The sequence below is a fragment of the Ensifer adhaerens genome (genome assembly GCF_002940685.1).
GTDB lineage: Bacteria > Pseudomonadota > Alphaproteobacteria > Rhizobiales > Rhizobiaceae > Ensifer > Ensifer adhaerens_E.
Genome location: NZ_PNFP01000015.1, coordinates 56,738 through 82,504, shown reverse-complemented (window position 1 = coordinate 82,504; position 25,767 = coordinate 56,738). Strand labels below are relative to the sequence as shown.

Annotated in this window: 27 protein-coding genes; 10 read left to right on the top strand and 17 right to left on the bottom strand. The window is 63.0% G+C overall.

Annotated features, from left to right (window positions below):
• The first annotated feature begins 179 nt into the window (after positions 1-179).
• The 3 genes from C1A35_RS26290 (at position 180) to C1A35_RS26280 (ending at position 2,439) form a co-directional block, all read left to right on the top strand.
• Entirely contained in the window at positions 180-1,367 is a 1,188-nt protein-coding gene (locus C1A35_RS26290) for a DUF418 domain-containing protein (RefSeq protein WP_104667196.1), read from the top strand.
• Between the two features lie 143 nt (positions 1,368-1,510).
• Positions 1,511-1,780, top strand: coding sequence for an autorepressor SdpR family transcription factor (locus C1A35_RS26285; protein WP_199773031.1), 270 nt, complete (start codon positions 1,511-1,513; stop codon positions 1,778-1,780).
• Positions 1,777-2,439: an SdpI family protein gene (locus C1A35_RS26280; RefSeq protein WP_104667195.1), complete on the top strand. Its 663-nt coding sequence runs from the start codon at positions 1,777-1,779 to the stop codon at positions 2,437-2,439. Before C1A35_RS26285 ends, C1A35_RS26280 begins: the two co-directional genes overlap by 4 nt.
• Before the next feature lie 21 nt (positions 2,440-2,460).
• Here the strand turns inward: C1A35_RS26280 and C1A35_RS26275 are convergent, their stop codons facing one another.
• Positions 2,461-3,255, bottom strand: a complete 795-nt coding sequence (locus C1A35_RS26275; RefSeq protein WP_234823024.1) for an alpha/beta fold hydrolase — start codon at positions 3,253-3,255, stop codon at positions 2,461-2,463.
• Positions 3,256-3,390: 135 nt separating this feature from the next.
• Here C1A35_RS26275 and C1A35_RS26270 point away from each other — a divergent pair, with 135 nt between their 5' ends.
• On the top strand, positions 3,391-4,356 hold the full coding sequence (locus tag C1A35_RS26270) for a GlxA family transcriptional regulator (protein WP_104667194.1): 966 nt from the start codon (positions 3,391-3,393) through the stop codon (positions 4,354-4,356).
• A gap of 80 nt (positions 4,357-4,436) precedes the next feature.
• On the top strand, positions 4,437-5,198 hold the full coding sequence (locus tag C1A35_RS26265; RefSeq protein WP_104667193.1) for a DJ-1/PfpI family protein: 762 nt from the start codon (positions 4,437-4,439) through the stop codon (positions 5,196-5,198).
• A 74-nt stretch (positions 5,199-5,272) separates the two neighbouring features.
• On the opposite strand, the gene C1A35_RS26260 is transcribed toward C1A35_RS26265, so the two are convergent.
• From C1A35_RS26260 to C1A35_RS26235, 6 genes are all read right to left on the bottom strand, one after another.
• Positions 5,273-6,910 carry a CTP synthase gene (locus C1A35_RS26260; protein WP_272939273.1) on the bottom strand — a complete coding sequence of 546 codons (1,638 nt, stop codon included), beginning with the start codon at positions 6,908-6,910 and terminating at the stop codon, positions 5,273-5,275.
• 138 nt (positions 6,911-7,048) lie between these two features.
• Positions 7,049-7,522 (bottom strand): preprotein translocase subunit SecG, encoded by a 474-nt coding sequence (gene secG, locus C1A35_RS26255; RefSeq protein WP_104667191.1) that lies wholly within the window; start codon positions 7,520-7,522, stop codon positions 7,049-7,051.
• A gap of 131 nt (positions 7,523-7,653) precedes the next feature.
• On the bottom strand, positions 7,654-8,424 hold the full coding sequence (tpiA, locus tag C1A35_RS26250; protein WP_104667190.1) for a triose-phosphate isomerase: 771 nt from the start codon (positions 8,422-8,424) through the stop codon (positions 7,654-7,656).
• A gap of 176 nt (positions 8,425-8,600) precedes the next feature.
• On the bottom strand, positions 8,601-9,452 hold the full coding sequence (locus tag C1A35_RS26245) for a class I SAM-dependent methyltransferase (protein WP_104667189.1): 852 nt from the start codon (positions 9,450-9,452) through the stop codon (positions 8,601-8,603).
• 60 nt (positions 9,453-9,512) lie between these two features.
• Positions 9,513-9,998: a GNAT family N-acetyltransferase gene (locus tag C1A35_RS26240; protein WP_199773030.1), complete on the bottom strand. Its 486-nt coding sequence runs from the start codon at positions 9,996-9,998 to the stop codon at positions 9,513-9,515.
• 183 nt (positions 9,999-10,181) lie between these two features.
• Entirely contained in the window at positions 10,182-10,661 is a 480-nt protein-coding gene (locus tag C1A35_RS26235; protein WP_158665172.1) for a hypothetical protein, read from the bottom strand.
• A 193-nt stretch (positions 10,662-10,854) separates the two neighbouring features.
• Here C1A35_RS26235 and C1A35_RS26230 point away from each other — a divergent pair, with 193 nt between their 5' ends.
• Both C1A35_RS26230 and C1A35_RS26225 read left to right on the top strand, forming a co-directional pair.
• A complete protein-coding gene (locus C1A35_RS26230) occupies positions 10,855-11,475 on the top strand; it encodes a cytochrome b (RefSeq protein WP_104667308.1) in 621 nt (206 codons plus the stop codon).
• Complete coding sequence (locus C1A35_RS26225; RefSeq protein ID WP_104667187.1) at positions 11,472-12,071, top strand: YceI family protein; 600 nt, start codon at positions 11,472-11,474, stop codon at positions 12,069-12,071. The genes C1A35_RS26230 and C1A35_RS26225 overlap by 4 nt, the downstream gene beginning before the upstream one ends.
• A 37-nt stretch (positions 12,072-12,108) precedes the next feature.
• Here C1A35_RS26225 and C1A35_RS26220 read toward each other — a convergent pair whose 3' ends face one another.
• The 6 genes from C1A35_RS26220 to C1A35_RS26195 all read right to left on the bottom strand — a co-directional run bounded on the left by C1A35_RS26220 (position 12,109) and on the right by C1A35_RS26195 (position 18,886).
• Positions 12,109-13,560 carry an aspartate aminotransferase family protein gene (locus C1A35_RS26220; protein ID WP_199773029.1) on the bottom strand — a complete coding sequence of 484 codons (1,452 nt, stop codon included), beginning with the start codon at positions 13,558-13,560 and terminating at the stop codon, positions 12,109-12,111.
• An 11-nt stretch (positions 13,561-13,571) separates the two neighbouring features.
• On the bottom strand, positions 13,572-14,582 hold the full coding sequence (locus tag C1A35_RS26215) for an NAD-dependent epimerase/dehydratase family protein (RefSeq protein WP_104667185.1): 1,011 nt from the start codon (positions 14,580-14,582) through the stop codon (positions 13,572-13,574).
• Complete coding sequence (locus tag C1A35_RS26210) at positions 14,579-15,019, bottom strand: EamA family transporter (protein WP_104667184.1); 441 nt, start codon at positions 15,017-15,019, stop codon at positions 14,579-14,581. The genes C1A35_RS26215 and C1A35_RS26210 overlap by 4 nt, the downstream gene beginning before the upstream one ends.
• A gap of 93 nt (positions 15,020-15,112) precedes the next feature.
• Positions 15,113-16,435, bottom strand: coding sequence for an FAD-binding oxidoreductase (locus tag C1A35_RS26205; RefSeq protein WP_104667183.1), 1,323 nt, complete (start codon positions 16,433-16,435; stop codon positions 15,113-15,115).
• Positions 16,432-17,874: a UbiA family prenyltransferase gene (locus C1A35_RS26200; RefSeq protein ID WP_104667307.1), complete on the bottom strand. Its 1,443-nt coding sequence runs from the start codon at positions 17,872-17,874 to the stop codon at positions 16,432-16,434. The genes C1A35_RS26205 and C1A35_RS26200 overlap by 4 nt, the downstream gene beginning before the upstream one ends.
• Before the next feature lie 127 nt (positions 17,875-18,001).
• Positions 18,002-18,886, bottom strand: coding sequence for an alpha/beta hydrolase (locus tag C1A35_RS26195; protein ID WP_104667182.1), 885 nt, complete (start codon positions 18,884-18,886; stop codon positions 18,002-18,004).
• Positions 18,887-19,135: 249 nt separating this feature from the next.
• Between C1A35_RS26195 and parE the strand changes: the two genes are divergently transcribed.
• Positions 19,136-21,196: a DNA topoisomerase IV subunit B gene (parE, locus tag C1A35_RS26190; RefSeq protein WP_104667181.1), complete on the top strand. Its 2,061-nt coding sequence runs from the start codon at positions 19,136-19,138 to the stop codon at positions 21,194-21,196.
• A 116-nt stretch (positions 21,197-21,312) separates the two neighbouring features.
• Here the strand turns inward: parE and C1A35_RS26185 are convergent, their stop codons facing one another.
• On the bottom strand, positions 21,313-21,783 hold the full coding sequence (locus C1A35_RS26185; RefSeq protein WP_104667180.1) for a GNAT family N-acetyltransferase: 471 nt from the start codon (positions 21,781-21,783) through the stop codon (positions 21,313-21,315).
• Between the two features lie 221 nt (positions 21,784-22,004).
• Here C1A35_RS26185 and C1A35_RS26180 point away from each other — a divergent pair, with 221 nt between their 5' ends.
• The gene (locus C1A35_RS26180; RefSeq protein WP_104667179.1) at positions 22,005-22,418 is read left to right on the top strand and encodes a hypothetical protein; all 414 of its coding nucleotides are present in this window, start codon (positions 22,005-22,007) and stop codon (positions 22,416-22,418) included.
• Positions 22,419-22,622: 204 nt separating this feature from the next.
• Here C1A35_RS26180 and C1A35_RS26175 read toward each other — a convergent pair whose 3' ends face one another.
• Positions 22,623-23,759 (bottom strand): DUF2336 domain-containing protein, encoded by a 1,137-nt coding sequence (locus C1A35_RS26175; protein WP_104667178.1) that lies wholly within the window; start codon positions 23,757-23,759, stop codon positions 22,623-22,625.
• A 74-nt stretch (positions 23,760-23,833) separates the two neighbouring features.
• Here C1A35_RS26175 and C1A35_RS26170 point away from each other — a divergent pair, with 74 nt between their 5' ends.
• Positions 23,834-24,532 carry an aldolase gene (locus C1A35_RS26170; RefSeq protein ID WP_158665171.1) on the top strand — a complete coding sequence of 233 codons (699 nt, stop codon included), beginning with the start codon at positions 23,834-23,836 and terminating at the stop codon, positions 24,530-24,532.
• Between the two features lie 21 nt (positions 24,533-24,553).
• On the opposite strand, the gene C1A35_RS26165 is transcribed toward C1A35_RS26170, so the two are convergent.
• On the bottom strand, positions 24,554-25,156 hold the full coding sequence (locus C1A35_RS26165) for a flavin reductase family protein (RefSeq protein ID WP_104667176.1): 603 nt from the start codon (positions 25,154-25,156) through the stop codon (positions 24,554-24,556).
• Positions 25,156-25,740 (bottom strand): nitroreductase family protein, encoded by a 585-nt coding sequence (locus tag C1A35_RS26160; protein ID WP_104667175.1) that lies wholly within the window; start codon positions 25,738-25,740, stop codon positions 25,156-25,158. The genes C1A35_RS26165 and C1A35_RS26160 overlap by 1 nt, the downstream gene beginning before the upstream one ends.
• Positions 25,741-25,767 lie beyond the last annotated feature (27 nt).

The window sequence follows — 25,767 nt, the reverse complement described above, 5'->3', positions numbered from 1 at the left end:
GCATCAATAATTAGATTGACTAGTCTATTTATTAATAGACGTTGGAGGCGCAACGTCAACCCATGGCGTCGCCGGCCTCCAGCCTCGGTGATGGCCGAAGTGGCGCCATCGCCTCGGAAGCTAATATTTCAAAGGGTTATGGCGCATTCCTCCTGCGCCTGTCGTAACGGAGACCATCAATGACCACCCCCGATCGCATTGACGACGTCGACGCGTTGCGCGGCTTTGCGCTGCTCGGCATTCTTCTCGTCAACAGCATGGCCTTTGCCTCAGCCTTCTATGGCCTGGAACTCGCGGATCCCGCCTTCAGCGGCACCGCCGACCGCGCCGTCCATCTCGTGATCGCTCTCTTCTTCGAGATGAAGTTCTACCTGCTGTTCTCGTTTCTGTTCGGCTACAGCTTCACCCTGCAGATGCGCTCGGCGGAAAAATCCGGCGAAGCCTTCGTGCCGCGGCTTCTCAGGCGACAGGTCGGCCTGTGGCTGATCGGGCTCGCCCATGCGGTCCTGCTCTTCCACGGCGACATCCTCACCACCTATGCCGTGCTTGGCCTTGTCCTGCTGGCGCTGCGCAACCGCAGCGACGCCGGCCTCTTGCGACTGGCCAGGTGGCTGGTCATGCTGATCGCCATCGCCTGGGGCGCGCTTGGCATTCTCATTGCGCTGGATCCGATGCCGCTCGATCGCCCGGCGATCCTGGCTGCTGCGGAAGCGACCGAGATCGCGTTCCGCGGAGACTGGAACGCGATCATCGGCCAGCACCTGACGGAGCTTTCCTCGGTCTGGATCATCCTTGTCTTCCTGCAAGCGCCCTGCGCGTTGGCGATGTTCCTGCTCGGGTTGATTGCCGGGCGCAAGAAGATGCTGGCAAGGCCGCAGGAGAACCAGCAACTCTTCCGCCGTCTCATCCGTGCCGGCCTGTGGATCGGCCTGCCCGGCGCCGCCATCTACGCCTATGCCAGCGTTGAAATGCGCGATTCGCCAATCGCGATCATCGGGCTTTCGATCGGGCTCTTCACCGGCCCCTTTCTCACCGGCGCCTACGTCGCGGGCATGATGCTGCTTTTCGGATCCAAAGCCGGCCAACGCCTGCGCGATCTGCTGGCTCCGGCCGGGCGCATGGCGCTTTCCAACTATCTGTTGCAGTCGCTGATTTCAGCGCTGATCTACCATGGCTATGGCCTCGGCCTGATCGGCCAAGTGTCGCCGCTGGTAACAGTGGCAATCGCCCTTGCCATCTTCACTGCCCAGCTCTTTGCCAGCCGCTGGTGGATGGCCCGCTTCGCTTACGGGCCGCTCGAGTGGGTGCTGCGGTTCATCACCATCTGGCGGGCGCCGCAATGGCGAAGGACGGCACCGGCGCGCTGACCCTATTCGGACCTGCTTCACCAATGCCCGGCGCCCCGGACGCCGGGCAATTTCATTTCCGCCCACCGCACTACCCATCATATTTCGCATTGACTCTAATTAGATGATTTTCTAAATATTGGCCTTGCAAGGCGAACGAGGCGATGCGGATCAACAGGGTTTTCGAGGCACTTTCCCATCCGGCGCGGCGGCAGATCCTGACGCTGCTCAAGGCTGGACCGATGAGCGCCGGCGAACTCGCCGACCATTTCGACCTGACCAAGCCGACGCTGTCCGTGCATTTCAACAAGCTGCGCGAGGCCGAACTCGTCGCCGTCGAGCGACGCGGCACGAGCCTCATCTATCACCTCAACATGTCCATCCTCGAAGAGGCGCTCGGCGGGCTTCTTGGTGCAAAGGATCAGGCCCCATGAAATCGCTTCTTTTTGCTCCTGCCACCCTGGTTTTGACCGGCATGCTGCTTGCGGCAACGATAACCGGCTTCTTTGCGGTACCGTCGGAAACGCTGCTGCCGATCCATTGGGGACCGGACGGCACGGCCGATGTTTTCTGGCCACGCAATCAGGCGCTTTCTTTGGCGCCGGTCGCGGTCGCACTGATCCTTGCGCTCTCGGCCCTTGCCGAGCGCTTCGCGCCGAAGTCCGAGATCCGCGCCGGCCGGCATGTCACCGCGGCGACCGTCTGCGGCATCGTTGCCTTGTTTGCCGCCATTCAGACGGTCATCGTGCTCATCGGGCTCGGTATCGACCTGTCGATGACGCACGTGATCGCCTTCGGCATGGGGCTTCTGGCAATCGTCGTCGGCAATGTCCTGCCCAAATCCCAACCCAACAGCCTCGCCGGAATTCGGTTGCCGTGGACGCTTGAGGATGCCCAAAACTGGAGAGCGACCCATCGGCTGACGGGCAGCCTCATGGTCACCATCGGCGCACTCCAGGCGGCCCTGTCGCTCGCTCTACCGACCGGCACGCTGCTGGCGATCACGACTGTGGCCGCAATGGTCGCGCCGGTGTCGATCGGATGTCTCTACAGCTACCGCATTTCGCGCGGCGGGAGGTCGGGCACCTCCTGACCGCACCCGTTCGCACTTAAGCTAGAGATCCAGAGCGCCAAGGAAGGTCATGATCGCCGCGGCAACCTCGCCCGGCGCTTCAATCGGCGAGAAATGGCCGATGCCCTCAAGCACGACGAAGCGTGCCTGCGGCAGGCGTCCGCCGATCTCACGGCGCAGAACCGGTTCGGGGTCGACCATGTCGCGCGTGCCGGTAATCACCAGGGTGGGTACGGTGATGCCGGCGACCTCGACGCCAATGTCCTCAGCCATGCCGACGTCCACCCAGGCACGCTTTGCCGCCGGCGCGCCCTTGAGCGTGTCGACGATCGTGCGTTGCCGGACTTCCGGCGCCACGGATCGGGTGAGCAGCGCGTCCAGCATGCCATTCACCGTTTCGGCGCTGTCGTAACTCGCCACTCGCATCGCCTTCTCCTGCGGCGAAAGATCAATCGGCGTCGGCGGCGCTGGCGCGACGAGCACAAGTGCCTCCAGCCCTTCGGGCCGGCGCGCGGCGAGCTTCTGCGCCACCTTCCCGCCCATGGAATTGCCGACAAGCACGTAACGCGTCAGCCCCAGGGCGGCGATCAACGCGGCGGCGTCTTCGGTCATGACCTCGAGGCCGAAATCCTCCCCGGCCTTTGCCGAATCACCCCAGCCGCGATGGTCATAGGCAAGGGCGCGCCAACGCCCGCCGAGCGCCTCGACGACGCCTGTCCAGGTGCGGCACGAACCGCCCCAATAGTGAAGGAAAACCAGGACGGGATCGCCTGCTCCGGTTTCCATGACATGGAGTTCGGTGCCATTCACGGCAAGTTTGCGGATCATTTCGGACATCGGTTCGCCTTTCGAACTGCAACGGATTGCGTCAACTGCGACACCGCCTGCGGCAACGGTCGCGGTTGACGGTGCTGTTATCCAACGGCAAACATTCGTCCGAAATGACATTGTTCCCACGATTTGAGACACTCGATGCGTATTGGTTTTTTCGTCTTCCCGGATTTCGAATTGCTCGATCTCAGCGGCCCGCTTGCCGCCTTCGGCCTTGCCGGCAGACTTGCCGAGGAGCCCTATCGCCTCTCGGTGGTTTCCGCCCATGGCGGGCTTGTCCGGGACCTCAACGGGGCGACGATCGTGACGGAGGCGCTCGAAGACCGCCGCTTCGACACCCTGCTGATTGCCGGTGGTCCTGCCGAACGCGCCTGCGGCGCCGACGAGGCGACGGTTGCCCTCTTGCGGACAGCAACGGAAGAACCCCGGCGCGTCGCCAGTATCTGCACCGGAGCCTTCCTGCTCGCGGCGACCGGGATGCTCGACAACCGCTATGCCACCACGCACTGGCGCCACGCACCGCGCCTGCAGCAGCTCTATCCGAAGGTACGCGTCGAAGCCGACCGCATCTTCGTCAAGGACGAGCACGTCTGGACCTCCGCCGGGATCACCGCCGGGATAGATCTGGCACTGGCGCTGATCGAGGAAGACCTGGGCATCGACGCTGCACGCTCGGTCGCGCGCGATCTCGTCGTCTATCACCGCCGGCATGGCGGCCAGTCGCAGTACTCGACGCTGATCGAGCTCGATCCACCCTCCGACCGGATCCGCAAGACGCTCGATTTTGCCCGCTCGCATTTGCATGAACGCCTCAATGTCGAGCGGCTGGCGGAAGCGGCGCATCTCAGTCCACGCCAGTTCAGTCGCGCGTTCCAGGCCGAAACCGGCCAGACCCCGGCAAAGGCGGTCGAAAGGCTGCGAGCCGAGACCGCGCGTCCGAGAGTGGAGGAAAGTGCCGAAAATCTCGCGGTCATCGCCCGCGCGGTCGGCTTTGCCGATCCGGAGCGCATGCGCCAGGCCTTCATCCGCTGCTTCGGCCAACCACCGCAGGCGCTGCGCCGAGCCGCACGCGGCCACACCGATCAGGATGATACCGAAACGTCCTGAAACATGGGAAATACGTCATTTCAGTCATCGCACCTTTCCAGCACTTTGCACCCGCAAACAGCAACAACACTGGAAACAACATGACTGATGAACAGCGATTTGGACTTAGCACCGATTCCATGCGCGCACTCGCCGCAAGGTTCGAGCCGCCTGGCGGACGCCGGCTGAAGATCGGCATCTTCGTCTGCCCGGGTTTCATTCCGATGGATATCATCGGCGCCCAATCGGTGTTCGGCATTGTCGGCGCGGAGATCCATCTGATCTGGAAGCGCATCGAACTTGTCGAGGGCTTCCCGGCCTATCCGACCATGCCGACGACGCGGTTTGAAGATTGCCCCGACGATCTCGATGCGCTGGTCGTCGGCATGATCCCGCCCGAGATGCTGGCGGATCCGGAGGTGATCGACTTCTTCGTCACTCAGGGCCGCAATGCGAAAAACATTATCGCCACATGCTCGGGCACGCTCGTGATCGGCGCAGCGGGACTGCTGAGGGGCCGGCGCGCCACCAGCAATGCCAATGTCGTGGCCTATTTGAGCGACCTTGGCGCGATACCGGTCAAGGGAAGCGATGTCGTCGTCGATGGCAACATCTACACTTCAGGCCCGGCAACCGGTTCGTTCGATGCAAGCCTGATCCTGCTTGGGCACCTTCTCGGCGAAGAGGTCGCCAAGCTTGCGGAACTGACGCTCGAATACGACCCGCGCCCGCCGTTCAAGACCGGGACGCCGGAACTTGCAGGTCCCGAACTGGCCGAACGGGCTCATCTCGCGATGCTGGACGTCAACACCGCCTATCACCGCGCCGCCGTGGCCGGCTACAGGCGGCAGACGTCCGCCTGACGCACCGCCACGCAAGAGAAAACGGCCGGTCTCGCGACCGGCCGTTTTCTTTTCTCTTGTCATTCCCACCAAGCTCAGACGAGACGAGACTGTTCGAGCGCCGCTTCGATGAAGCTTGCAAACAGCGGGTGCGGATCGAGCGGGCGCGACTTCAGTTCCGGATGGTACTGGACGCCGATGAACCACGGATGATCCGGATACTCGACGGTTTCCGGAAGGATGCCGTCCGGCGACATGCCGGAGAAGACCAGGCCACAGGACTCAAGCCGATCCTTGTAGTCGACGTTGACCTCGTAACGGTGGCGGTGACGCTCGGAAATCTCGGTCGAACCGTAGATCTCGGCAATCTTGGTGTTGGCCTTCAGCGATGCGCGATAGGCGCCAAGCCGCATCGTGCCACCGAGATCGCCCGCGGCGGAACGCTTCTCAAGCTCGTTGCCCTTCACCCACTCGGTCATCAAGCCGACGACCGGTTCCTTGGTCGGGCCGAACTCGGTGGAGGATGCCTTCTCGATGCCGGCGAGATTGCGGGCCGCTTCGACGACCGCCATTTGCATGCCGAAGCAGATGCCGAGATACGGCACCTTGCGCTCACGGGCAAAACGCGCCGCGTTGATCTTGCCCTCGGAACCGCGCTCCCCGAAACCGCCGGGAACGAGGATGCCGTGCACCTTCTCGAGATAGGGTGCGGCGTCTTCCTTCTCGAAGACTTCCGATTCGATCCACTCGAGCTTGACCTTCACCCGGTTGGCGATGCCGCCGTGGTAAAGCGCTTCGATCAGCGACTTGTAGGCATCCTTGAGACCGGTGTACTTGCCGACGATCGCGATCGTGACTTCGCCTTCCGGCGTGCGGATGCGATCGGCAACGCGTTCCCACGCGTCCATGCGCGGCTTCGGTGCCGGCTCGATGCCGAACGCGGCCAGCACTTCGTTGTCGAGGCCTTCCTTGTGGTAGGCGATCGGAACGTCGTAGATCGAGGCAACGTCGAGCGCCTGGATGACCGCCGACGGGCGGACGTTGCAGAACAGCGAGAGCTTGCGACGCTCGGCTTCCGGGATTTCGCGGTCGGCACGAACGAGCAGGATGTCAGGGTGGATGCCAAGCGCCTGCAGTTCCTTGACCGAGTGCTGCGTCGGCTTGGTCTTCAGTTCGCCGGCCGCCGGGATATAGGGCATCAGCGTCAGATGGACGTAGACAGCAGTGCCGCGCGGCAGGTCGTTGCCGAGCTGGCGGATCGCCTCCATGAACGGCATCGCTTCGATATCGCCGACCGTGCCGCCGATTTCGCAGAGAACGAAGTCGTAGTCGTCGTTGCCTTCGGTGACGAAGTTCTTGATTTCGTTGGTAACGTGCGGGATCACCTGAACGGTTGCGCCGAGATAGTCGCCGCGCCGTTCCTTGTCGATGATGTTCTTGTAGATCCGGCCGGTGGTGATGTTATCGGTCTTCGTCGCCGAACGCCCCGTGAAGCGTTCATAGTGGCCGAGATCGAGATCGGTCTCCGCGCCATCGTCGGTTACGAAAACCTCACCGTGCTGGGTCGGGCTCATGGTGCCCGGGTCAACGTTGAGATAGGGGTCGAGCTTGCGCAGTCTCACCCGGTAGCCACGCGCCTGCAGCAGTGCTCCGAGAGCCGCTGCAGCGATGCCTTTTCCGAGGGAGGAAACCACGCCGCCAGTGATGAATACATATCGCGCCATGGGAGTCACCGGATACCTTTTCACAAATGATTCCGCCACCGAAAAATTCATGTTCCAGAACTTTTCGTCTTGGGATGGAGGCAGATTTCACACAAAACAAAACCGGCGGATGAAACATCCGCCGGCGGGTTCTTCAGAATTGCGACCTTATTGGCCGCTGGGAACTTGCGATCCCGTATTGCTGTTGGCGCCAGCGGCGGGCGCCGGGGTCGTTGCACCGCCGGCCGGGGCTTCGCCCGTCGTTGCCGGAGCAGTCGTCGAGGGAACGCCATTGCCGGTCGCCGGCTGCTGTTCAGTCGTGCCGCCAGCCGGAGCCGGAGCGCCACCGCCGAGCGAATTGAGAACGCCACCGCCGTTCGAGCTGGTGCCCGGGATACGGTCGAGGATGTCGGTCGCCTGCGGCTGGTAACGCGCCAGAATGCCCATGCCGAGCGCCAGGACGAAGAAGAGCGCGGCAAGGATCGCCGTCGTACGGGTCAGCGCATTGGCCGTGCCGCGCGCGGACATGAAGCCCGAACCGCCGCCGATGCCCAGGCCACCGCCTTCGGAACGCTGAATGAGTACGACGCCGATCAGGGCGACGACGACCATGAGATAGATGACGAGTAGTACGGTCTGCATCAGCTTCCAGTCCTGCCCTTGGGGCACACGAATCAAACCATGCGCAAACTCGGCATGACCGGGCGCAATTTTCGCGCCTCTTTATACCATGCCGTGCGCCATTCCAAGCCCCTGCCCGGTGCTCCGGGCGATCAGGCCGTCAATTCTTCATAAGCCCGGTAGATGGCGAGGAAGTCTTCGGCTTTCAAGCTCGCGCCGCCGATGAGGGCACCGTCGACATTGGCGACGCCCATCAATTCCCTAGCGTTGGACGGCTTGACCGAGCCGCCATAGAGGATGCGCATCTTGGCGCCGGCATCGGCGAAGCGCACCACCAGCTCCTTGCGCATGAAGGCGTGTGCCTCCTCGACGTCGGCAGCCGTCGGCGTCAGGCCGGTGCCGATCGCCCAGACGGGCTCATAGGCAATCACGGTGTTTTCCGCGGTTGCGGCATCCGGCAGGCTCTCTGCAAGCTGGCGCTTCAGAACGTCGAGCGTCTTGCCGGACTTGCGCTCGTCGCCGGTCTCGCCGATGCAGACGATCGCGACGAGCTCGGCCGCATGTGCCGCTTCCGTCTTTGCGCGCACCAGCGCATCGTTTTCAGCGTGATCCGTGCGGCGCTCGGAATGGCCGACGATGACGTGAGTGCCGAAGCAATCGGCAATCATTTCGGCGGAAAGATCACCCGTATGGGCGCCCGACTGTTTCTGGTGGCAGTCCTGTGCGCCGATCAGAAGCGGGCTGTCGTCGCAAAGCGCCGTCGCCACGTAAAGCAGCGTTGCCGGCGGGCAGATCAGCGTTTCGACCTTGGCGGAGAGTTCGCCCTTGACCCCTTCGGCCATCGCCTTGATCTGATCGAGCGAGGCGCGGGTTCCGTTCATCTTCCAGTTGCCGGCGACGAGCGGGCGGATATCGGGCGTCATGCAATTTCCTCCGGGTTATTCTCCGGAAGCGGCCTAGCAAATGCAGCCGGCAAATAAAAGCACCTTATTCATCGGCGGCAGGGCCGGTTGGCCTGCCCCGCTGCAAGGGAGCGTCAAGCGCGACCCGTCGCCTCGATCATGCCGGAAGAGGCACGGCCTGCTTGCCAGTTCCGGCGTCACCCCGGCTTTGCGGCCGCGATCGCATACATCAGCGGCAGGCTCGGCATCGTCGAAGGCGGCGCCATGCGCCCGCCGCCAAGGTCGCGCATAGCCTCAAATCCGACCCAGCCGTTGGCATAGGGATACTCCTTCAGGCAATCGACCCTGAGGCCGGCATCGATCAGCGCCTGCACGACATCGGCGATACCCCAGTTGAACTCGAAGGACGGATGCGGATTGGTGAAGCCGACGACGCCCTCCTGGTAGCCGTCATGCACAAGGCCCGCGCCCGAGTCGGCGACATAGTCACCCACACCTGCCTCTGTAACCGGCTCGCTGGGCGCATAGTCGTAGTGCGGCTTCCAGCCCTGATCGAAGACCATCGCAAAAGGATGGAATTCGATGAAGGCGAAACGCCCGCCGGGCTTCAGCACATCGGCAATGCCGCGCGCCCACACACCGAGGTCCGACAGCCAGCAAATCGTGCCGTAGGAGGCAAAGACACGATCGAAGCGTCGGCCGGCCGCACGGGCGTCGTCGAACCACCGGAACAGGTCGGACCGCTCGAAGGTGGCGGCGATGCCGCTTTCCGTCGAAAGCCGTGTGGCAAAGGCGATCGCCTCGTCCGAGATATCGACGCCGGTCACGTTCGCTCCGCGCCGCGCCAGGCTCAGGCTGTCCTGACCGGAATTGCACTGGAGGTGAAGAAGGTCGAGCCCGGCGACGTCACCGAGCAATTCGATCTCCTCCGGATAGAGCGTGGAGCCGCCGGCGCGGAAGAACGCTGCCTGGTCGCCCTTGTGGCTGTTGTGGGCGACGGTCGCGGCATTCCAAGAGAGGCGATTGGCCTCGTGAAGATCAATGGTCATTTTCCAACTCATAAACATCCGCGATAGACACGGGAGGTCCCCCCCGTGTCTCCGGTGCACTTAGAATTTCAGCACGGCCTCAAGCTCGTCGTCATAGTACTCGCCCGTCGGCTTGAAGCCGAGGCCATGGTAGAAGCCCTCGGGGCTGCCGGGACCTTGTCCGTAGCTCGTGTAGAGTTCGTGAAGGCCGCGCGCCTTCAGATCGCGCACGACAAGGGCGATGGCCTGTTTGCCATAACCTTTGCCCTGGAAAGGCCGGGCAATCATGAAACGCCAGAGATAGACACCCGGGCAATCGATGCCGTCGTCCCAGTCGGATCCCTCGTGCAGCATGATGAAGCCGATGAGCGTCTCCTCGGCATAGACCGCGCGGAACCAGGCATTCTCGGAAAAATGCGCCTCGGCGATCGAGGTGCCGTTGTCTGCCACCATGTTGCGCTGCTCGTCGCTCAGCGTTTCGCTGAGTTCGCAGACATCGCAGACGGTCAGGGCTGATATGCGCCGAAGGGTAATTTCGGCGTCAGTCGGCAATACGGTTTCACTCACGGGAAACTCCTTAGAAAAATCAAAATGTTAAAAAAGGGCCCCAACCAGAACGGCCGGCCTCGAATCACCCGCTAAAGGGGCAATTGGCGGATAGAGTGAAATCATGGCGAGAAAACGCCACACTCGGAATCGCCGGTATCCCGCCAGATCCGGCACCGCCATGTCATGGCCAGGCGGCCACCTTCACTTGGGACGACCGGCCGTCGGCTGGTTGCCGCCGTTCTCCAAACCGGCAATCGCCGCATGGACGTCGGCTTCGAGATCCTCGTCGAACTGCTCGAAGATGGCGTCGCCGATCAGGGCATGAACCTCGCGCAGATAGGGTGCTGCCGCCTCGCCTTCGCCGAGCGCCAGATGAGCGCGCGCGATCGAAAGCGACGAGAGCGGCTGGCGCCGCGCGAGCGTCCACTCGCGGGCAAGCAGAGAGACGGCGATGCTCTCCCGATGGTGCCCCGCATCGCAAAGCGCGGCGCCATAGCCGCTCTTGACCCAATAGTACATGTCCGTGAAAGCGAGGTGGGCATCGGCTACGTCCGATGCCAGACGCCAGGCATCGACCGCCTTGCCATAGTTGCCTTCGGTTCCAAGCCGGATGCCCGCGCGGCCGTGTTCATAGGCTTCCCGCTCATGCGGGTTCATTGGTGTCGTTTTCTTCTTTGTCATGTACGCCAGTCCACATGCTCCCAGGAACAACCCCTCCGTGTCCCCTCCATCAGCAAATGGACCATAGCTTGTCGAGATCAACAAGATCTCAGTGCAATTTTATGGTATTATAAGCGAATAAAAGCACGAACTCATGAGTCTTATCGCAGTCGCCGAGCCAATAGCGGCCGGGCGAGCGACCATGGGGTCGGACATGTTGCGCAACGACAAAGCCGGATTTGGCTGGATCACCATCGTCCTTCACTGGGCGATTGCGGCGCTGATCCTCGCCTTGCTCGGCCTCGGCTTCGTCATGCGGCGAACGGCCATCGACCCGGCGCTGCAGTTTTCGCTTTATCAATGGCACAAGTCGCTCGGCTTCACCGCACTCGGGCTGGCGACGATCCGCGCCCTTTGGCACCTGATCGAGGTTCGCCCGCGGCCATCCGCAAGCCTCAACGCGCTTGAGCGCCGGGCGGCCAGCGCCACCCATGCCGTGCTTATCGTACTCGCGCTCGCGGTTCCGCTTGCCGGTTGGGCGGTGGCATCGACATCGACGCTGAACATTCCGAGCTTCTACTTCAACTGGATCGTCATTCCCCATCTGCCAATGGCGAAATCAGTAGCCGCCGAAGACCTGTGGACGCTCGTCCATATGACGCTCGCCTATCTTCTGCTCGGCTTCGTCGCACTTCACGTTCTGGCAGCCCTCTACCACCACTTCGCACGCCGCGACGACGTCCTCGTCCGCATGCTTCAGACCGGTTCGCATCAACGCGCTTCCTCCCAGGCGGCTGGCTCGGATCCGGTTACCGTCGGAAGGAAGAAACCATGACACTGCGCTTGCAATCACCAACAAAGACCATCGCTTTCACGCTGCTGCTGGCGCTGGGAAGCATGCCGTCACCCGCAGCAGCCGCCGCGCCTGACCTTGCCGATGCCGCCGGCAACTACGGCATTACGCCGGCTTCACGTATCCACTTCACGGTCGCACAAGCGGGCGGCGGCGGCATTGTCGGCAATTTCGCGAGGTTTTCCGGCAGTTTCCGCATCGACCGCAATGATGTCGGCCACTCGACCGTCGAGTTCACGCTCTATCCGGAGAGCGTGAAAACGGGAGAAAAGCGGATCGAGGACTTCCTGAAGTCGAGCGCCGTCTTCGACACGGCGAACTACAACACCGTCACCTTCCGCTCGACGAATGTGAAACAGACCGGCCCCGATACGGCAGCGGTCGAGGGCACGTTGACGGCGCGCGGTACGTCGCGCAAGGAACGCTTTTCGGTGACGCTGCTTGACTGGAACCGCGCCTCGATCGCCTTCAACATCCGCGGTAATATCCACCGTTCACCCTATGGCATGGATGTCGGCACGCCGATCTACTCGAATGTCGTCGAGTTCGACATGAACATCAAAGGGCAGAGGCGCTGAGCACCCCTGCCCTTCGTCGGATCGATCTGTCCGTCGCTTAGCCGATCTGACTTTCGAGAAAGCCCTTGACGATCCCCACGATACCGCGACCGAGCAGCTCGTCGAGCGCTGAAATAAACTGGTCGACATGGGCGCGCTCGCAGATCAGCGGCGGCTCGAGCCGGATGACGTTGCGATTGTATTCGGTAAAGGCGACCAGCACATCGTAGTCGCGCAGCAGCAGCGCACCGATGAAGCCGGAGAGCGAGCCTTTCAGCTTGTCGTCGAGCATCGAGACAACAGGGCGCAGCACCATCGGCAGCGTCTGGCTGAAGTCCTGGAATTCCAGACCGATCATCAGCCCCTGGCCACGTACGTCCTTGATGATCTTCGGATACTTCGCCTTCAGCGCCTGCAGACGGTCGAGCAGGTAGCTGCCGCTGTCGGCGGCGCGATCGATCAGGTGTTCGTCGTAGAGTACATTGATGCCTTCGATCGCGGTCACGCAGGCCTCGCCCATGCCGCCGAAGGTCGCCATCGCATGGATCATCGCCGTCTTCGACGTGCCATAGGCCTTCATATAGACTTCGCGGCGCGCGATCATCGCACCGACAGCGGCCTTGCCGGCGCCGAGCGACTTGGCGAGTGCCGTCACGTCAGGCACGACCCCGTAGTGCTCGAAGGCATAGAAGCGGCCGGAGCGGCCATAACCGCACTGCACCTCGTCGGCGACCCAGAGAACGCCATATTTGTCGCAGAGCGCGCGCAGCTTCTGCCAGTACTCGGCCGACGCCTGGATGATGCCGCCGCCGCCCTGGATGGTTTCGAGCACGATCACGCCGATTTCCGGGTCCGACTTGAAGGCGCTCTCCACCGCGTCGATATCGGCGAAGGGCACGCGCACGGTGTTGTCGGTGAGCTTGAAGTCGGCGCGATAGAGCTGGCCGTCGGTGATGGCGAGCACGCCCTTGGTCTTGCCGTGGAAGGAATTCTCGGCATAGACGACCTTCGGCCGCTTCGGACCGGCGGCACGCTCGGCGAGCTTGACCGCCGCCTCCATCGCTTCCGAGCCGGAGGAGCCGAGGAAGACCATGTCGAGATCGCCAGGCGAGCAGGCAGCGATGTTCTTTGCCAGTGCTGCTGCGTATTGCGACATGAAGGCGATCGCAATCTCGTGGCGCTTCTCATCCTGGAACTTCTGGCGGGCTTCGAGAATGCGCCGATGGTTGTGGCCGAAGGCGAGCGAGCCGAAGCCACCGAAGAAATCGAGGATCTTGCGGCCGTTCTGGTCGGTATAGAACATGCCTTCTGCGCTCTCGATCTTCACCTTGTGGAAGCCGAGAAGCTTCATGAAGTGCAACTGGCCGGGGTTCAGGTGCTCCTTGAAGGCCGTGGTGATGTCGCCGATCGACATGGCTTTCGCCTGTTCGACGGTGACGAGATCGGGCCTGGCAACGCCGCCATCGAGCGAGGGGGCGGCAACGGCAATACGGTTCGGTCTGTCCAGCATGATCTCTCCCCTCATTCGGCCGGAACGGCGACAGCTGCAGGAACTGCCGCGCCCATCTTCTTGGCCCGATATTCGTCATAGGCGGCGATCAGCATGTCGCCATCGTTGAACTCCGCGCGCCAGCCGAGCTCGCGCTTGAGCTTGCCGGTCTCGCGTACGCACATCTCGTCGGCGATCAGATACTGCTCCGGATCCATGATCGGCTTGTTGACCAGGTCGAAGAAGGCGAGCGTCTGCTTCACCGCAAAGGCGGGTGTCGGCAGCAGGAACGACTTCGAGCCGGCATGCTTGATCAGGTTGCCCAGCAGCTCGCGCACCGAAGGCGGATTGTCGGAGCCGAGATTGTAAGCTTCGTTCGGAACGCCGCCCTTCCAGGCAAGACGTGCGGCTTCGGCGCAATCGAAGACCGAGATGAACTGGTAGGGCACCTTGCCCGAGCCGATCATCGGCACCGGCAGGTTCAGATCGATCAGCTTGAACAGTTTTTCCAGAATGCCGAGGCGGCCGGGGCCGATGATCAGGCGCGGGCGGAAGATCGAAATGTTCATGCCCTGCTTGCGCCATTGCACAGCGAGTTGCTCGGTCGCCCATTTCGACTTGCCGTATTCGCCGAGCGGCCTTGCCGGATGGTCTTCGGTCTGCGGCGATTGCACCGTGTGGCCGTAGATCATGTCGGTGGTGAACTGCACCAGGCGCGACGCGCCGGCGGCGTCCATGGCCTTCATGATGTTCTCGGCACCGTAGTAATTGACGGGCCAGAAGAACTCCCAGCGCTTCGAGCGGATCTGCAGCGGCGACAGCATCTTGGCCGCCATGTTGTAGACCATGTCGTCAGCGCCGATGCCAACCTTCAGCACCGCCTCCGGATCGGTCACGTCGCAATGAACGAAGCGCACGCGGCCGTAATGCGGCAGCTCGGACTTGACGATATCGGCAACGACCACTTCCTCGCCGTCCTTGACGAGGCGTTCCGCCAGGTGACGGCCAACGAAACCGTCGCCACCAAAGATGATGTGTTTCATGACTTGCTCCCGAATTCTGCGGTGCTCACCCCGGCGGTCTCGGCCGGCTTGTCGTCGGCATGGGATGAGATGCCCGACTGGGCGATAAGAACGGTCCCCGCGCAGATCAGCGCGATGCCGGCGACGCGCCAGGCGTTGAGGTCTTCGCGAAAGACGAAATAGGCAAAGACCGCGACGGCGACGTATGCGAGGCTCAGGAACGGATAGGCAAAGGAAAGCTCGACCTTGGACAGCACGTAGAGATGCGACGCCATCGAGATGACGAAGGTCGCAAGGCCGGCAAAGACCCAAGGGTTGAAGACGATCTGAAACAGCCGGACGATTGCGGTTTCGGCAGTCATCGAAATCGGCCCGAGCGTCATCATGCCCTGCTTCAGCATCAGCTGAGCGGCGGCGTTGGTCAGCACCGTAAAGAGAATGAATGGAATATATTTCATAGTTTTACTCCCAGTCCCGAAAATCTACTTACGGGCAAGAGACGGATATTCCGTGAAGTTTGCGCATTTAATTGAATAAAATTGTCTGCATTCTCATTCTGGCAAAGCCAGAGCCGTGCGCTTCCAGAAGTTTGAAACGAGCGCCGGGTCGCGCTGGGCTTCAAGCAATCTCCACAAAGGAAATGATTTTTCAAAGACTTGCGGACTCATACGGGCATCCTTGTAAGGATTGATCGCACCGCCGGCCTCGATGACGATACGATCGAGCGCATCGAGCAGCTTTACTGTCCGTTCACCTTGATTGGCGAAGTCCAGCGTCAAAGTAAAACCGGGACGCGGGAAGGACAGCATGCCCCGGGAGCCGATGTCGCCGAACCGCTTCAGGATCGTCAGGAACGACGCATGGCCGGCCTGGCGGGCGGCTTCCATGAGCCTGGCCGTAATTTCCGGCGCATTCTCGGCGGGATAGACGCTCTGATGCTGGTAGAGGCCGCGCGGACCATAGAGCCGGTTCCAGGCGCCGATGGCATCGAGCGGATAGAAGTAGGAGGTCCAGGGAACGGTCGTCACCGTCTCTCCCGGCTTCACCTTGCGGAAATAGTACTCGTTGAAGCCCTTGAGCGTTGCCCGGTTCAAGAGGTTGAACGGCGGCGAAAACGGCACCGAGAGTTTCAGGCCCTTGGGAATGTCGGGCAGTTCGCAGGAACCGTCGGCATGGTCGCCGGCCAGAAGCACGCCCCTGCCCATGCGCGCGCCGGTGGCGAGCTGGTCGATCCAGGCGACGGAGTATTCATGCTCGGCGTCGACGCCGTCGACGAGGGCAAAGTATCGGTCCAGGTTTTCGAAGCGGATCGCGTGCTGCTGCACATGGGGCGACGGCACCTTCATCAATCGGAGATCGACGGTGAGGATCAGCCCCGTCAGCCCCATGCCGCCGATGGTCGCGGCGTAAAGCTCCGGATTCTCGACTGGCGAGCAGGTCAGCCGCTCGCCAGTCGAGCGCAGCAGCCTGAAAGCCGTCACATGGTTGCCGAAGGTGCCGCGCGCGTGGTGGTTCTTGCCGTGCACGTCGTTTGCAACCGCACCGCCGACGGTAACGAAGGCCGTGCCGGGCGTCACCGGCAGGAAGAACCGGTGCTCGATCGCCCGCTCCAACACCGCGCGCAACGTCACGCCGGCCTCGCAGGTCATCATGCCGGTGCCGGGATCAAACGCCAGGATGCGCCCGTGCCGACGGCTCTCGATCAGATGACCCTGATCGTTGTGGCAGCTGTCGCCATAGCTGCGACCGTTGCCGAAGGGCAAATAACCTTGCGGTTCCAACGTGCCGAGCCGGTCTTCGTAGTCGTCAGGCGAAATTCCAGGCCGCACGCGATTGTCGATGCGGCCCCAGCTTTCATGGTCTTCAAGGGTCATTGCGGCCCGATGGCTCCAAAAAGGATCAGCAGCGCGCCGATCAGCATGGTCAGTTGGCTGCGCCAGTCGCGCATGATGAACACGACCGGATCCTCATGCAGCATGCCGCGGCGGGCGAGCATCCAGATGCGCAGCAACATATAAAGCACCAGCGGGCAGAGTGGCCACAACGCCCAGGGCGTGGTGTACATCTCCTGCAGCTCCTTGCTGTGCACGTAGAGCGCGAGGACGAGCGCCGAGGTGAAAGCCGAAGCGACACCGGCCTGGCCTACCATCTCGAAATCGACGGCGAGATAACCGCGCCCCGGCACATTGCCGCCGTCCTTGTCCTCGAACTCGTGCAGCTCGACATAGCGCTTCACCAGCGCGAGGCTGAGGAAGAAGAAGATCGCAAAGGACACCAGCCAGAAGGAGAGTTCCGTGCCGGTGGCTGCCGCGCCGGCAACGATGCGGGTGGTGTAAAGACCGGCGAGCGTGAACACGTCGACAAGCAGCTTGCGTTTCAGCACGAAGGTATAGGCCGTCGTGGCGCAAGCATAAAAGGCGAGCACCCCGGCAAATTTCCAGGGCAAGAGAAGGGTGAGCGCCATGGATGCGACGATGAGGCAGCCGGCGAGCACCAGCGCCGTCGGCACGGACATCTGTCCGCTGGCGAGCGGCCTGAAGCGTTTCTTCGCATGGCGGCGATCGTTGGCAAGGTCCGAGAGATCGTTGATGACGTAGACGGCGGAGGCGAGGAAGCTGAAGGCGAAGAAGGCGATGACGACGCTGACGATCGCATCGAGGTGCAGCACCTCGTGATTGAGGATCATCGGCACGCCGATAAGCACATTCTTCGCCCATTGATGCACCCGGATCGATTTCAGCGGCGCGAGCACACTCACCTTGCCCGTATCGAGCCGTTCGGCGTCATGGTTGCGGCGCCATTTCTCCGCGGCGGCATCGGGCGAGACCACGATCGCGCGGCGCGCCACCTCGAAGACAGCGATGTCGTCGCGGCTGTTGCCCATATAGTCGAAGGCGCCGTCGCCGAAGCGTTCGACCAGCGCCTGACGCTTGCGGCTGCTCGTCAGGTTGAGTTCGTCCGTCGAATGCATGACCGAGGAAAAAATGCCGACATGCGCGGCAATGTCCTTTGCCACGGAGGGCGCGGCACCGGTGACCAGCACCAGCTCGCGTCCCGTCTTCTTCTCCTGCGCGAGCCGGTCGATGACGGCCTGGCGGTAGGGCCAGTCTTCCGCCCTGCGGTCGGACCGCAGCGCCACTTCATGCTTCAGCCGTGCCTTGCCCTTCGAAAGCCAGAACAACATGGCAAACAGCATCAGCGGATTGCGCAGCAGGATGATCGCCGCCCCTTCCCACAGGGTATCGGCGGCCAGCAAAGTGCCGTCCAGATCCACACACAGCGGAACGTGCCGTGTCTCGGTGCGCGCGTCCATGAAGTCCATCCCAGCCATAGTTGCCGGTATCATCACGACTTCAACTTTCCAGAGTGGAAACGCGAGCGGGCGCCTTGCCCGGAAATTGCCGTGCTGGTTAACAAATGCAGAGCGACAGGGCCTGATCTCAGCGGCTGCCGATCCAGTTCAGGGCATCGCGCCAGTCAGTCATTCGCACGGGCGTGCCATGGGAGCCGCCTTCGAAGAGCACGAAACGCGTAGGATAGCCCTTTGCCTTGAGCGAACGGTAGAGCGCCTTTTGACCATCGGCGGGATAGACGCTGTCCCGGCTGCCATGGCTGAAGAACATCGGGAGCCTTGCCTGGTAGGCGGCGCTTTTCGTGAAATCCGGGTCGCTCGCGCCTCCCATCACCATCAGGCCGGAAAGCGCGGCGACGGCCGACGCGTCGCGCGACACGCCCCAGCAGATAAAACTGCCCATCGAGGCGCAGGCGAGCACGACCGGACGGCCGCCGGAGCGTTCGGACGCGTATCGGATCAGCCCCGCGATATCGCTGGCGCCTGCCGTATCGAAGGACCGGACGCTCGGCGCGTAATAGGTGCCGCCATTGGCGACCGCGAGGTTCTTCAGCCGGTTGAAGTTGCCGCCGAAGGAAAAGTCGTTGGCGCCAAGCCGGCGATCGCCACCGCGGCCGTGAATGAAGATGACCGAGAAGCCGGCGCCGCGGTCAGGACCGACGCGCGTCACGTCAAGCGCACGGCCGCCGATATCGAGCGTTTCATTGACCTGTTCGCTCTTGACGCCGAGCGAGACATAGGCGCGCTTCACCCGGCGCTCGGGAATTTCGTCGCGCTCGTTGATATCCCGCAGTTCCTGATAATCGACCGTCAGGTCGTCTCCGCCGTCCTCCTCGCCCAGCACCTTGGCGTAGGAGAACAGCTCGTCCTTGTAAGGCTTCAGTGCCTGAGCCTGCGCCGGCCAAGCGGCGATTGCCAAGGCCAGCGCGAACAGGCCGGCGCGAAACGGAAAAACAGTTGTGGACACGGCCAAATGACGGGCTCCCTCTTATCCTGCAAGCCTTGCCATTGGCCGTTCCCCAAAGCAACACTTCGGCCTGCAATACGGCCGCACGGGGAAAGAACGGCGGCGGCCGACGCCAGAAAATTCTCCTTTTGTTCGCGTATCCTGTGAGAGTCTGGCAGAATTCAGGTGATTCGACCGCCGGGGGATGGCGGCAAAGCCTGGGGCTTGCTATGGCCTCAAGCACTCCCGAACGACAGGAACGATCCGAACGGCCCCATGGACGACAACAGCGACCTCTTCTCAATGCCCGAGCAACCGAAGCCCGTACAGCCGAGCGCCAAGCCGGCCGTGCCCGCGGCGCCTGTCGCGCGCGAAGAACCGCGCCCTGCCCCGAAAGGCAGCGACGGCAGCGATTACGATGCATCGGCGATCGAGGTGCTCGAAGGCCTTGAGCCGGTTCGCCGTCGCCCGGGCATGTATATCGGCGGCACCGATGAAAAGGCGCTGCACCACCTCTTTGCCGAAGTCATCGACAACTCGATGGACGAAGCGGTCGCCGGCCATGCGAACTTCATCGAGGTCAATCTCGATGCCGAGGGCTTCCTGACCGTCACCGACAACGGTCGCGGCATCCCGGTCGAGAACCATCCAAAATTCCCGGGCAAGTCGACGCTCGAAGTCGTCATGACCGTACTTCATGCCGGCGGCAAGTTCGACGGCAAGGCCTACGAGACCTCGGGCGGCCTGCACGGCGTCGGCGTCTCGGTCGTCAACGCGCTTTCCGATGCGCTCGAAGTCGAGGTCGCCCGCAACCGCAAGCTCTACCGCCAGCGCTTCTCCCGCGGCATTCCGCAGGGCGGGCTTGAGGAGCTCGGCGACGTGCACAACCGTCGCGGCACCCGCGTTCGCTTCCATCCGGACCCGGACATTTTCGGGCCGCATGCGCATTTCGAGCCCGGCCGGCTGTTCCGCATGGCGCGCTCCAAGGCCTACCTCTTCGGCGGCGTCGAAATCCGCTGGTCCTGCGATCCGTCGTTGCTGCAGGAAGGCTCGGAGATCCCGGACAGAGCCGTCTTCCACTTCCCGGGCGGCCTCAAGGATTATCTCGCCGCAACGCTCGGCAAGGAGTTCACCGTCACCCGCGAAATCTTCGCCGGCAAGTCGGAGAAGGCCAATGGCCATGGCTCGCTCGAATGGGCGGTCACCTGGTACGGCGGCGACCAGCAGGTCCACTCCTACTGCAATACCATCCCGACGCCCGAAGGCGGCACGCACGAGGCGGGTTTCCGCATCGCGCTGACGAAGGGCCTGAAGAACTACGCCGAACTGAAGCAGAACAAGCGCGCGGCGATCATCACCACGGACGACGTGATGATCTCGGCAGCCGGCATGCTCTCGGTCTTCATCCGCGAGCCCGAATTCGTCGGCCAGACGAAGGACAAGCTTGCGACGGTCGAGGCCCAGCGGATTGTCGAAAACGCGCTGCGCGACCCCTTCGACCATTACCTCACCGATAACCCGGTAGAGGCCGACAAGCTGCTCGACTGGGTGGTCGAGCGCGCCGAAGAACGCGTGCGCCGGCGCAAAGAAAAGGAAGTCAACCGCAAGACCGCCGTGCGCAAGCTGCGGCTGCCCGGCAAGCTTGCCGACTGCTCGCAGAACACCGCCGAGGGCGCCGAACTCTTCATCGTCGAAGGGGACTCGGCAGGCGGCTCGGCCAAGCAGGCGCGCAACCGCGCCAACCAGGCGATCCTTCCCTTGCGCGGCAAGATCCTCAACGTCGCGAGTGCGGGCCGGGAAAAGCTCGGCGCCAACCAGCAGATCGCCGACCTGATCCAGGCGCTCGGCTGCGGCACCCGCAGCAAGTACCGCGAAGAGGATCTGCGCTACGAACGCATCGTCGTCATGACCGACGCCGACGTCGACGGCGCGCATATCGCTTCGCTGCTGATCACGTTCTTCTACCAGGAGATGCCCGAACTGATCCGCGGCGGCCATCTCTATCTCGCCGTTCCCCCGCTCTATCGCATCAGCCAGGGCTCAAAGACGCTCTATGCCCGCGACGACGCGCATCGCGAAGAGCTCATGCGGACCGAGTTTGCCGGTCGTGGCAAGGTCGAGATCGGCCGGTTCAAGGGTCTCGGCGAGATGCTGCCGGCGCAGCTCAAGGAAACGACGATGGACCCGAAGTTCCGCACGCTGCTGAAGGTCGAGATCGACGACGTCGATTTCGAGGGCACGCGCGAGGCGGTGGACAACCTGATGGGCACGAAGGCCGACGCGCGCTTCCGCTTCATCCAGGAGCGCGCGGTCTTCGCGGAAAACCTTGATATCTGAGCCTGAGCGACGAGCAGGGCGGCTTTCCGCCCGCCGTCACGCCTGCGAACGTTCGAACAAAAGCGGCGGCCCAAAGGCTGCCGTTTCCGTTTACGGAGCTTGCCGGCTGGCCCGGCTCAGGCAGCCGCGCGAACGGTCTTTTCCATGAAAAGACTGAGCGGGTCCGGCTGGTAATCTGCGAAAGGCGGCCGTTCGGCATATCCCGCAGCATTGTAAAGGCCGATCGCCTCGGGCTGGTAGATACCGGTTTCGAGGCGGATTGCCGCCAATCCGAGTTGTGTCGCGCGCGCCTCCAGCGCCTGCAACAGCAGCTTTCCGACCCGCAGCCCCCTCGCTTCCGGATCGACGAACATGCGCTTGATTTCCGCCGTTCCGTCACCCGCATCCACCAGCGCGCAGCAACCGACGACATCGCCATCACGCCTGGCGACGAAGAACGACACCTCCTGCTTTTCCAGGGTCGGCAGATCGACCATGTGATTGCTTTCGGCGGGATAGAGCGAAGCGGCATAGGCGTCGGAGAGTTCCAGCAGACGCGCGACCTGGGCTTGGCGCGGCGTCTCCAGGGCGATGGTTACGACAGGCAATCGGTTCCTCCTTTTCCTTGAGGCATGGCTTTGCCTCAAACTACCGCCCGCGCACGGCCAGACCAATACGTCAAATGACGCAGGCGCGCGTGCCGCCCCATCAATCCGCCTAACAGGCTGAAACAAATTGTTCCGCGCCACCGGCAACATTGCCCTATTTCGAGGAGAATCATGCAGGCATAGGTTGATCGGCCACAACCTCAAAAGACGATGGAAACCCGATGCAAGCGGCGCTGATAGTCATGACCATTCTCGGCTGCGACCACGACGTCAGCCAATGCCAGTACATCTCGACGGTCAACGGCAGTTGGCCATCGATCGCGCAGTGCGACACGGATTCGAACGCGCAATTGCCAAAGTTCTCCAATGCGAACTATCCGGTCGTCGTCGCGGTTTGCGAGACCTCGAGCCCGAGCGTCGCGGAGATCCCTACACCGCCACCGGGCTCCCAGCAGAACCAGACGCTGCCCGACCAGGCGACAGGGCCGGAACCCGAGCAAGGATTGCCGAAACGCACGCTGGCTTTCCTGTCGGGTGCGATCCCCGATCGGGAAAAGCTCAAGACCATCGTCACCAAGCCGGTGCGCTACGTCGAAGATGGCTATTCCTGGGTCGCGCGCCGCTTTACCGACTGACGCGTCAGCATGCCTCAAACGAGGCCAGCGGAAAACCGGGCCGTCCGCCGAGGCGACGACGGCCTCATCGGCGGAACTCGGCTGCCACGCGCACGCGCCGCGCCTTGTCGTCGGAAACGCTGGTGTTGAACGAGCCGTGCCGCAAGGGCTTCGCGGTCGTGTGAGATTCGGATATCCGGGCTGCGGCCACTTGCCAGCGCGCGCTCAGGCGGCCTGGCGTGCCGCAAGTTCCGCGTAGTCGCGGGCGGACTGGCGCTCCTCGGCAAATGCCAGGCGCTCGAGCAGATCGATCATGGCGGCGTCGGCCGGAGACATCGCCCCTCTGCACCGCAGGCGCGCAAGCAGTTCGGCCGAAACCGTCGCGTGGCCGTCAGTCGCCCCCGCCCCGTCCTGGCGCCACAGAAGCACGGCCGTCGCAAAGGTCTCGCTGACATCGCGGCCGAGCCCTGCGCTTTCGAACAACGCCCGGATGGAGTGAATGCGCCCCCCGGACAGGATGGAGCGCACGCGCTTTTCGCCGACGCCCGAGAGATCGACGATCACGGCCGAGAAGAACTCGGCGCGGCCGGTCACGAGCGCATGCAGCAGGAAGGCGGGCGTCAGCCGGCCGGTCTCGCGCAGATGCGTGACGAGGTCAGGCAGTTCATCGACCGCCATCGCTCCGACCATGCCCAAGGCGGCCGTATCGCAGGCGTCACGGGTGACCCGCCGCACGCGGGCTTCTCCAATCGTCACCTGCACGAGGCCGAAGGCGGCAAGCGCCGCCCCGACCTCTTCGACAAGCGCGTGGCGCGCCTCGCCCGGCAAGTCGCTGCGCGCCAGAAGCAGGTCGCGGACCGCCGCGGAATGCCCAAGACGCTCGGCAATACGCTTCAGCGAACGGCGTGACAGGTGAGCGCCGGGATTTTCCAAGAGGATCAGCATTTCGTCTTCATCGCCGATTTCGGCGATCGCGGCGGCGACCGCACGCGAGACGAAACCGCGTGCCGCAATCAGTGCCCGGGTCTCGAGTGTTCCCCGCGCGGCGAGATCGACCAGGTCGCCGTCGGTGAGCACAGGCGAATGCGAGACGATGAGATAGGCGATTTCGGGCTGGTCCGCGGCGAGACCAAGAATGATGGCGCGCGGCACGGACGAACAGCCGCAAAGCGCCTCGGCCAGCGCATGGCGAACCTTCGGCGACGGGTCATCCAGCAGGAATGTCATGGCCATTTCGGCGGCGCGACGATCAAGCCCATTCAACTGGGCGTCGACATAGGCGCGGGCAAGCGCGCTGGCGGCGCGCATGCGCTCGCCGGTTCTCGCCGTTTCCACCCAGCGAAGAAATGCTTGTATGATCACCTACGCCCCACTAGACCACGCCACTGCCACCGATGTTCAGAGCCTAGCGCGCAAAGGTTTAAGATTGGTTCACCATGTCTGTTAACCACCCCCAAACCATAAGGCCGCTGCTCCTTGTCGACGGCACAGCACCGACCCTGGACGTGACCGTTCTCGACACCCTGGCCGGCCTCATCCTCAATGCCGGCTGTAGCGACGAAACACTTGCGAGCCTCGCCCGCCTGGAAGGACGCGATTTTGCGATGCTTGCGCGCGTGGAGGCGGCCGAGCAGCCGGACGAGGACGGGTTATGCCGTTTGCTTGCTGCGGGCATCGATGGCGTCGTGCTTTCCGGATGCCGCAGCCGCGCGGACATACAGAAGCTCGACGTGATGTTGGGGGTCGCTGAAGCAAGGACCGGCATCGCCACCAATCGCACCAGGATCTACGCCGAATACGGCAGCGCGCCCGAGGGCCTGCTGTCGCCGCACAGGCTGGCGGAAGCGTCGCAGCGGCTGGAAGGGCTGATCTTCGACGGACGAGTGCTGGCAAGGGCGGTCGGCTGCAAGGAGCCCGCACGTGCTCCGCACCAGGGTGTGGCAGCGCCCGTGCTCGTCGGCCGGGCAAATGTGGTGCTGAGGGCGCACGAGGCGGGCGTGCCCGCTTTTGAAGTACTGCCGGCCACCGCCGATGCGGCGGCCACGCGCTGGGCGCTGTCGCAAAGCAGGAACGACGGCTTCGCCTCGGTCGTCTGCCGCTCGCTCGAACAGGCCATCATCGCCAGCAGCGAATGACGCGCAGCCTGCCTGCACCCGTCAACGCGTCGGACGGGTCATCTGGAAGACGTCGCCGCCGTCGCAGTAATCCATGTAGCCGAGGCGGGCGAGCGGCTTGACCGTCGCCATATCGAAACGGCCGTCGCGGATCGCTTCCTCGCGGATATGGATGCCGACGACCTGGCCGATGACGACGTAGTTGTCGGACGGTGCGCCATCCAGATCCTTCGGCTGGAACATTTCGGTCATCCGGCATTCGAGCGCGGCATAGGCCTCGGCGACGAAAGGCGCCTTCACCAGCGCGCCGTCGACCGGCGTCAATCCTGCAATCTCGAACTCGCTCTCGCCGTGCGGCGCCGGGATCGACGTCGCGTTCACGGCGGCGGCGAGATCGCGGCTGGCGAAGCTCGCCGTGAATTCGCCGGTCGCCTCGATGTTGCGGACCGAATCCTTGTAGCCGCTCGACGAAAACATCACGAGCTTCGGCCGGTCGCTGATGGCGTTGAAGAAGGAATAGGGCGCCAGGTTCAGCGCGCCTTCGGCCGACCGCGTACCGATCCAGCCGATCGGCCGCGGTGATACGATCGCCTTGAAGGGGTCATGCGGCAGGCCGTGACTGTTCGAGGCGGTATCGTAGAACATCAGGCTCCCTCGCCCACCCAGGTGACGATTTCGGCCAGTTCCGGCCGCGGCCGCTCCGTCGGCGGCACCATTGCGGTGCCGATATGGATGAAGCCGGCAATCTTCTCACCGGGCTTCACACCCAGCAGCGGATAGGCCCGCTCGTCGAAAGCATACCACTCGGTCAGCCAGTTGGAGGCGTAGCCGAGAGCGTTGGCGGCCATCAGCAGGTTAAGGCAGACGGCACCGGCAGACATCAGTTGCTCCCATTCCGGGATCTTGAAGTGCGGCGCGGCCGTGCTGACGACGGCGACAACGACAGGCGCGCGTGACAGGCGAGTTTCCTCGACCTTGATCATTTCTTCGGAAAGGTCGGGCTTCACTTCCAGCGCCATCGCCTTCAACGCGGCGCTGATGCGCACCCGCTCCTCGCCGCGATAGACGATGAAGCGCCAGGGCGCGAGCTTGCCGTGATCCGGCACGCGCGAGGCAAGCTTCAGCATCTCCTCGACCTCGGCCCTGCCGGGACCGGGTTCCCCCATCTGGAAGGCGGGGATGGAGCGACGGGAGGTCAGGTAATCGACCAGCTTAATTTCGGTTTTCATGTCAGATGAATTCCACTAATTTGCCGC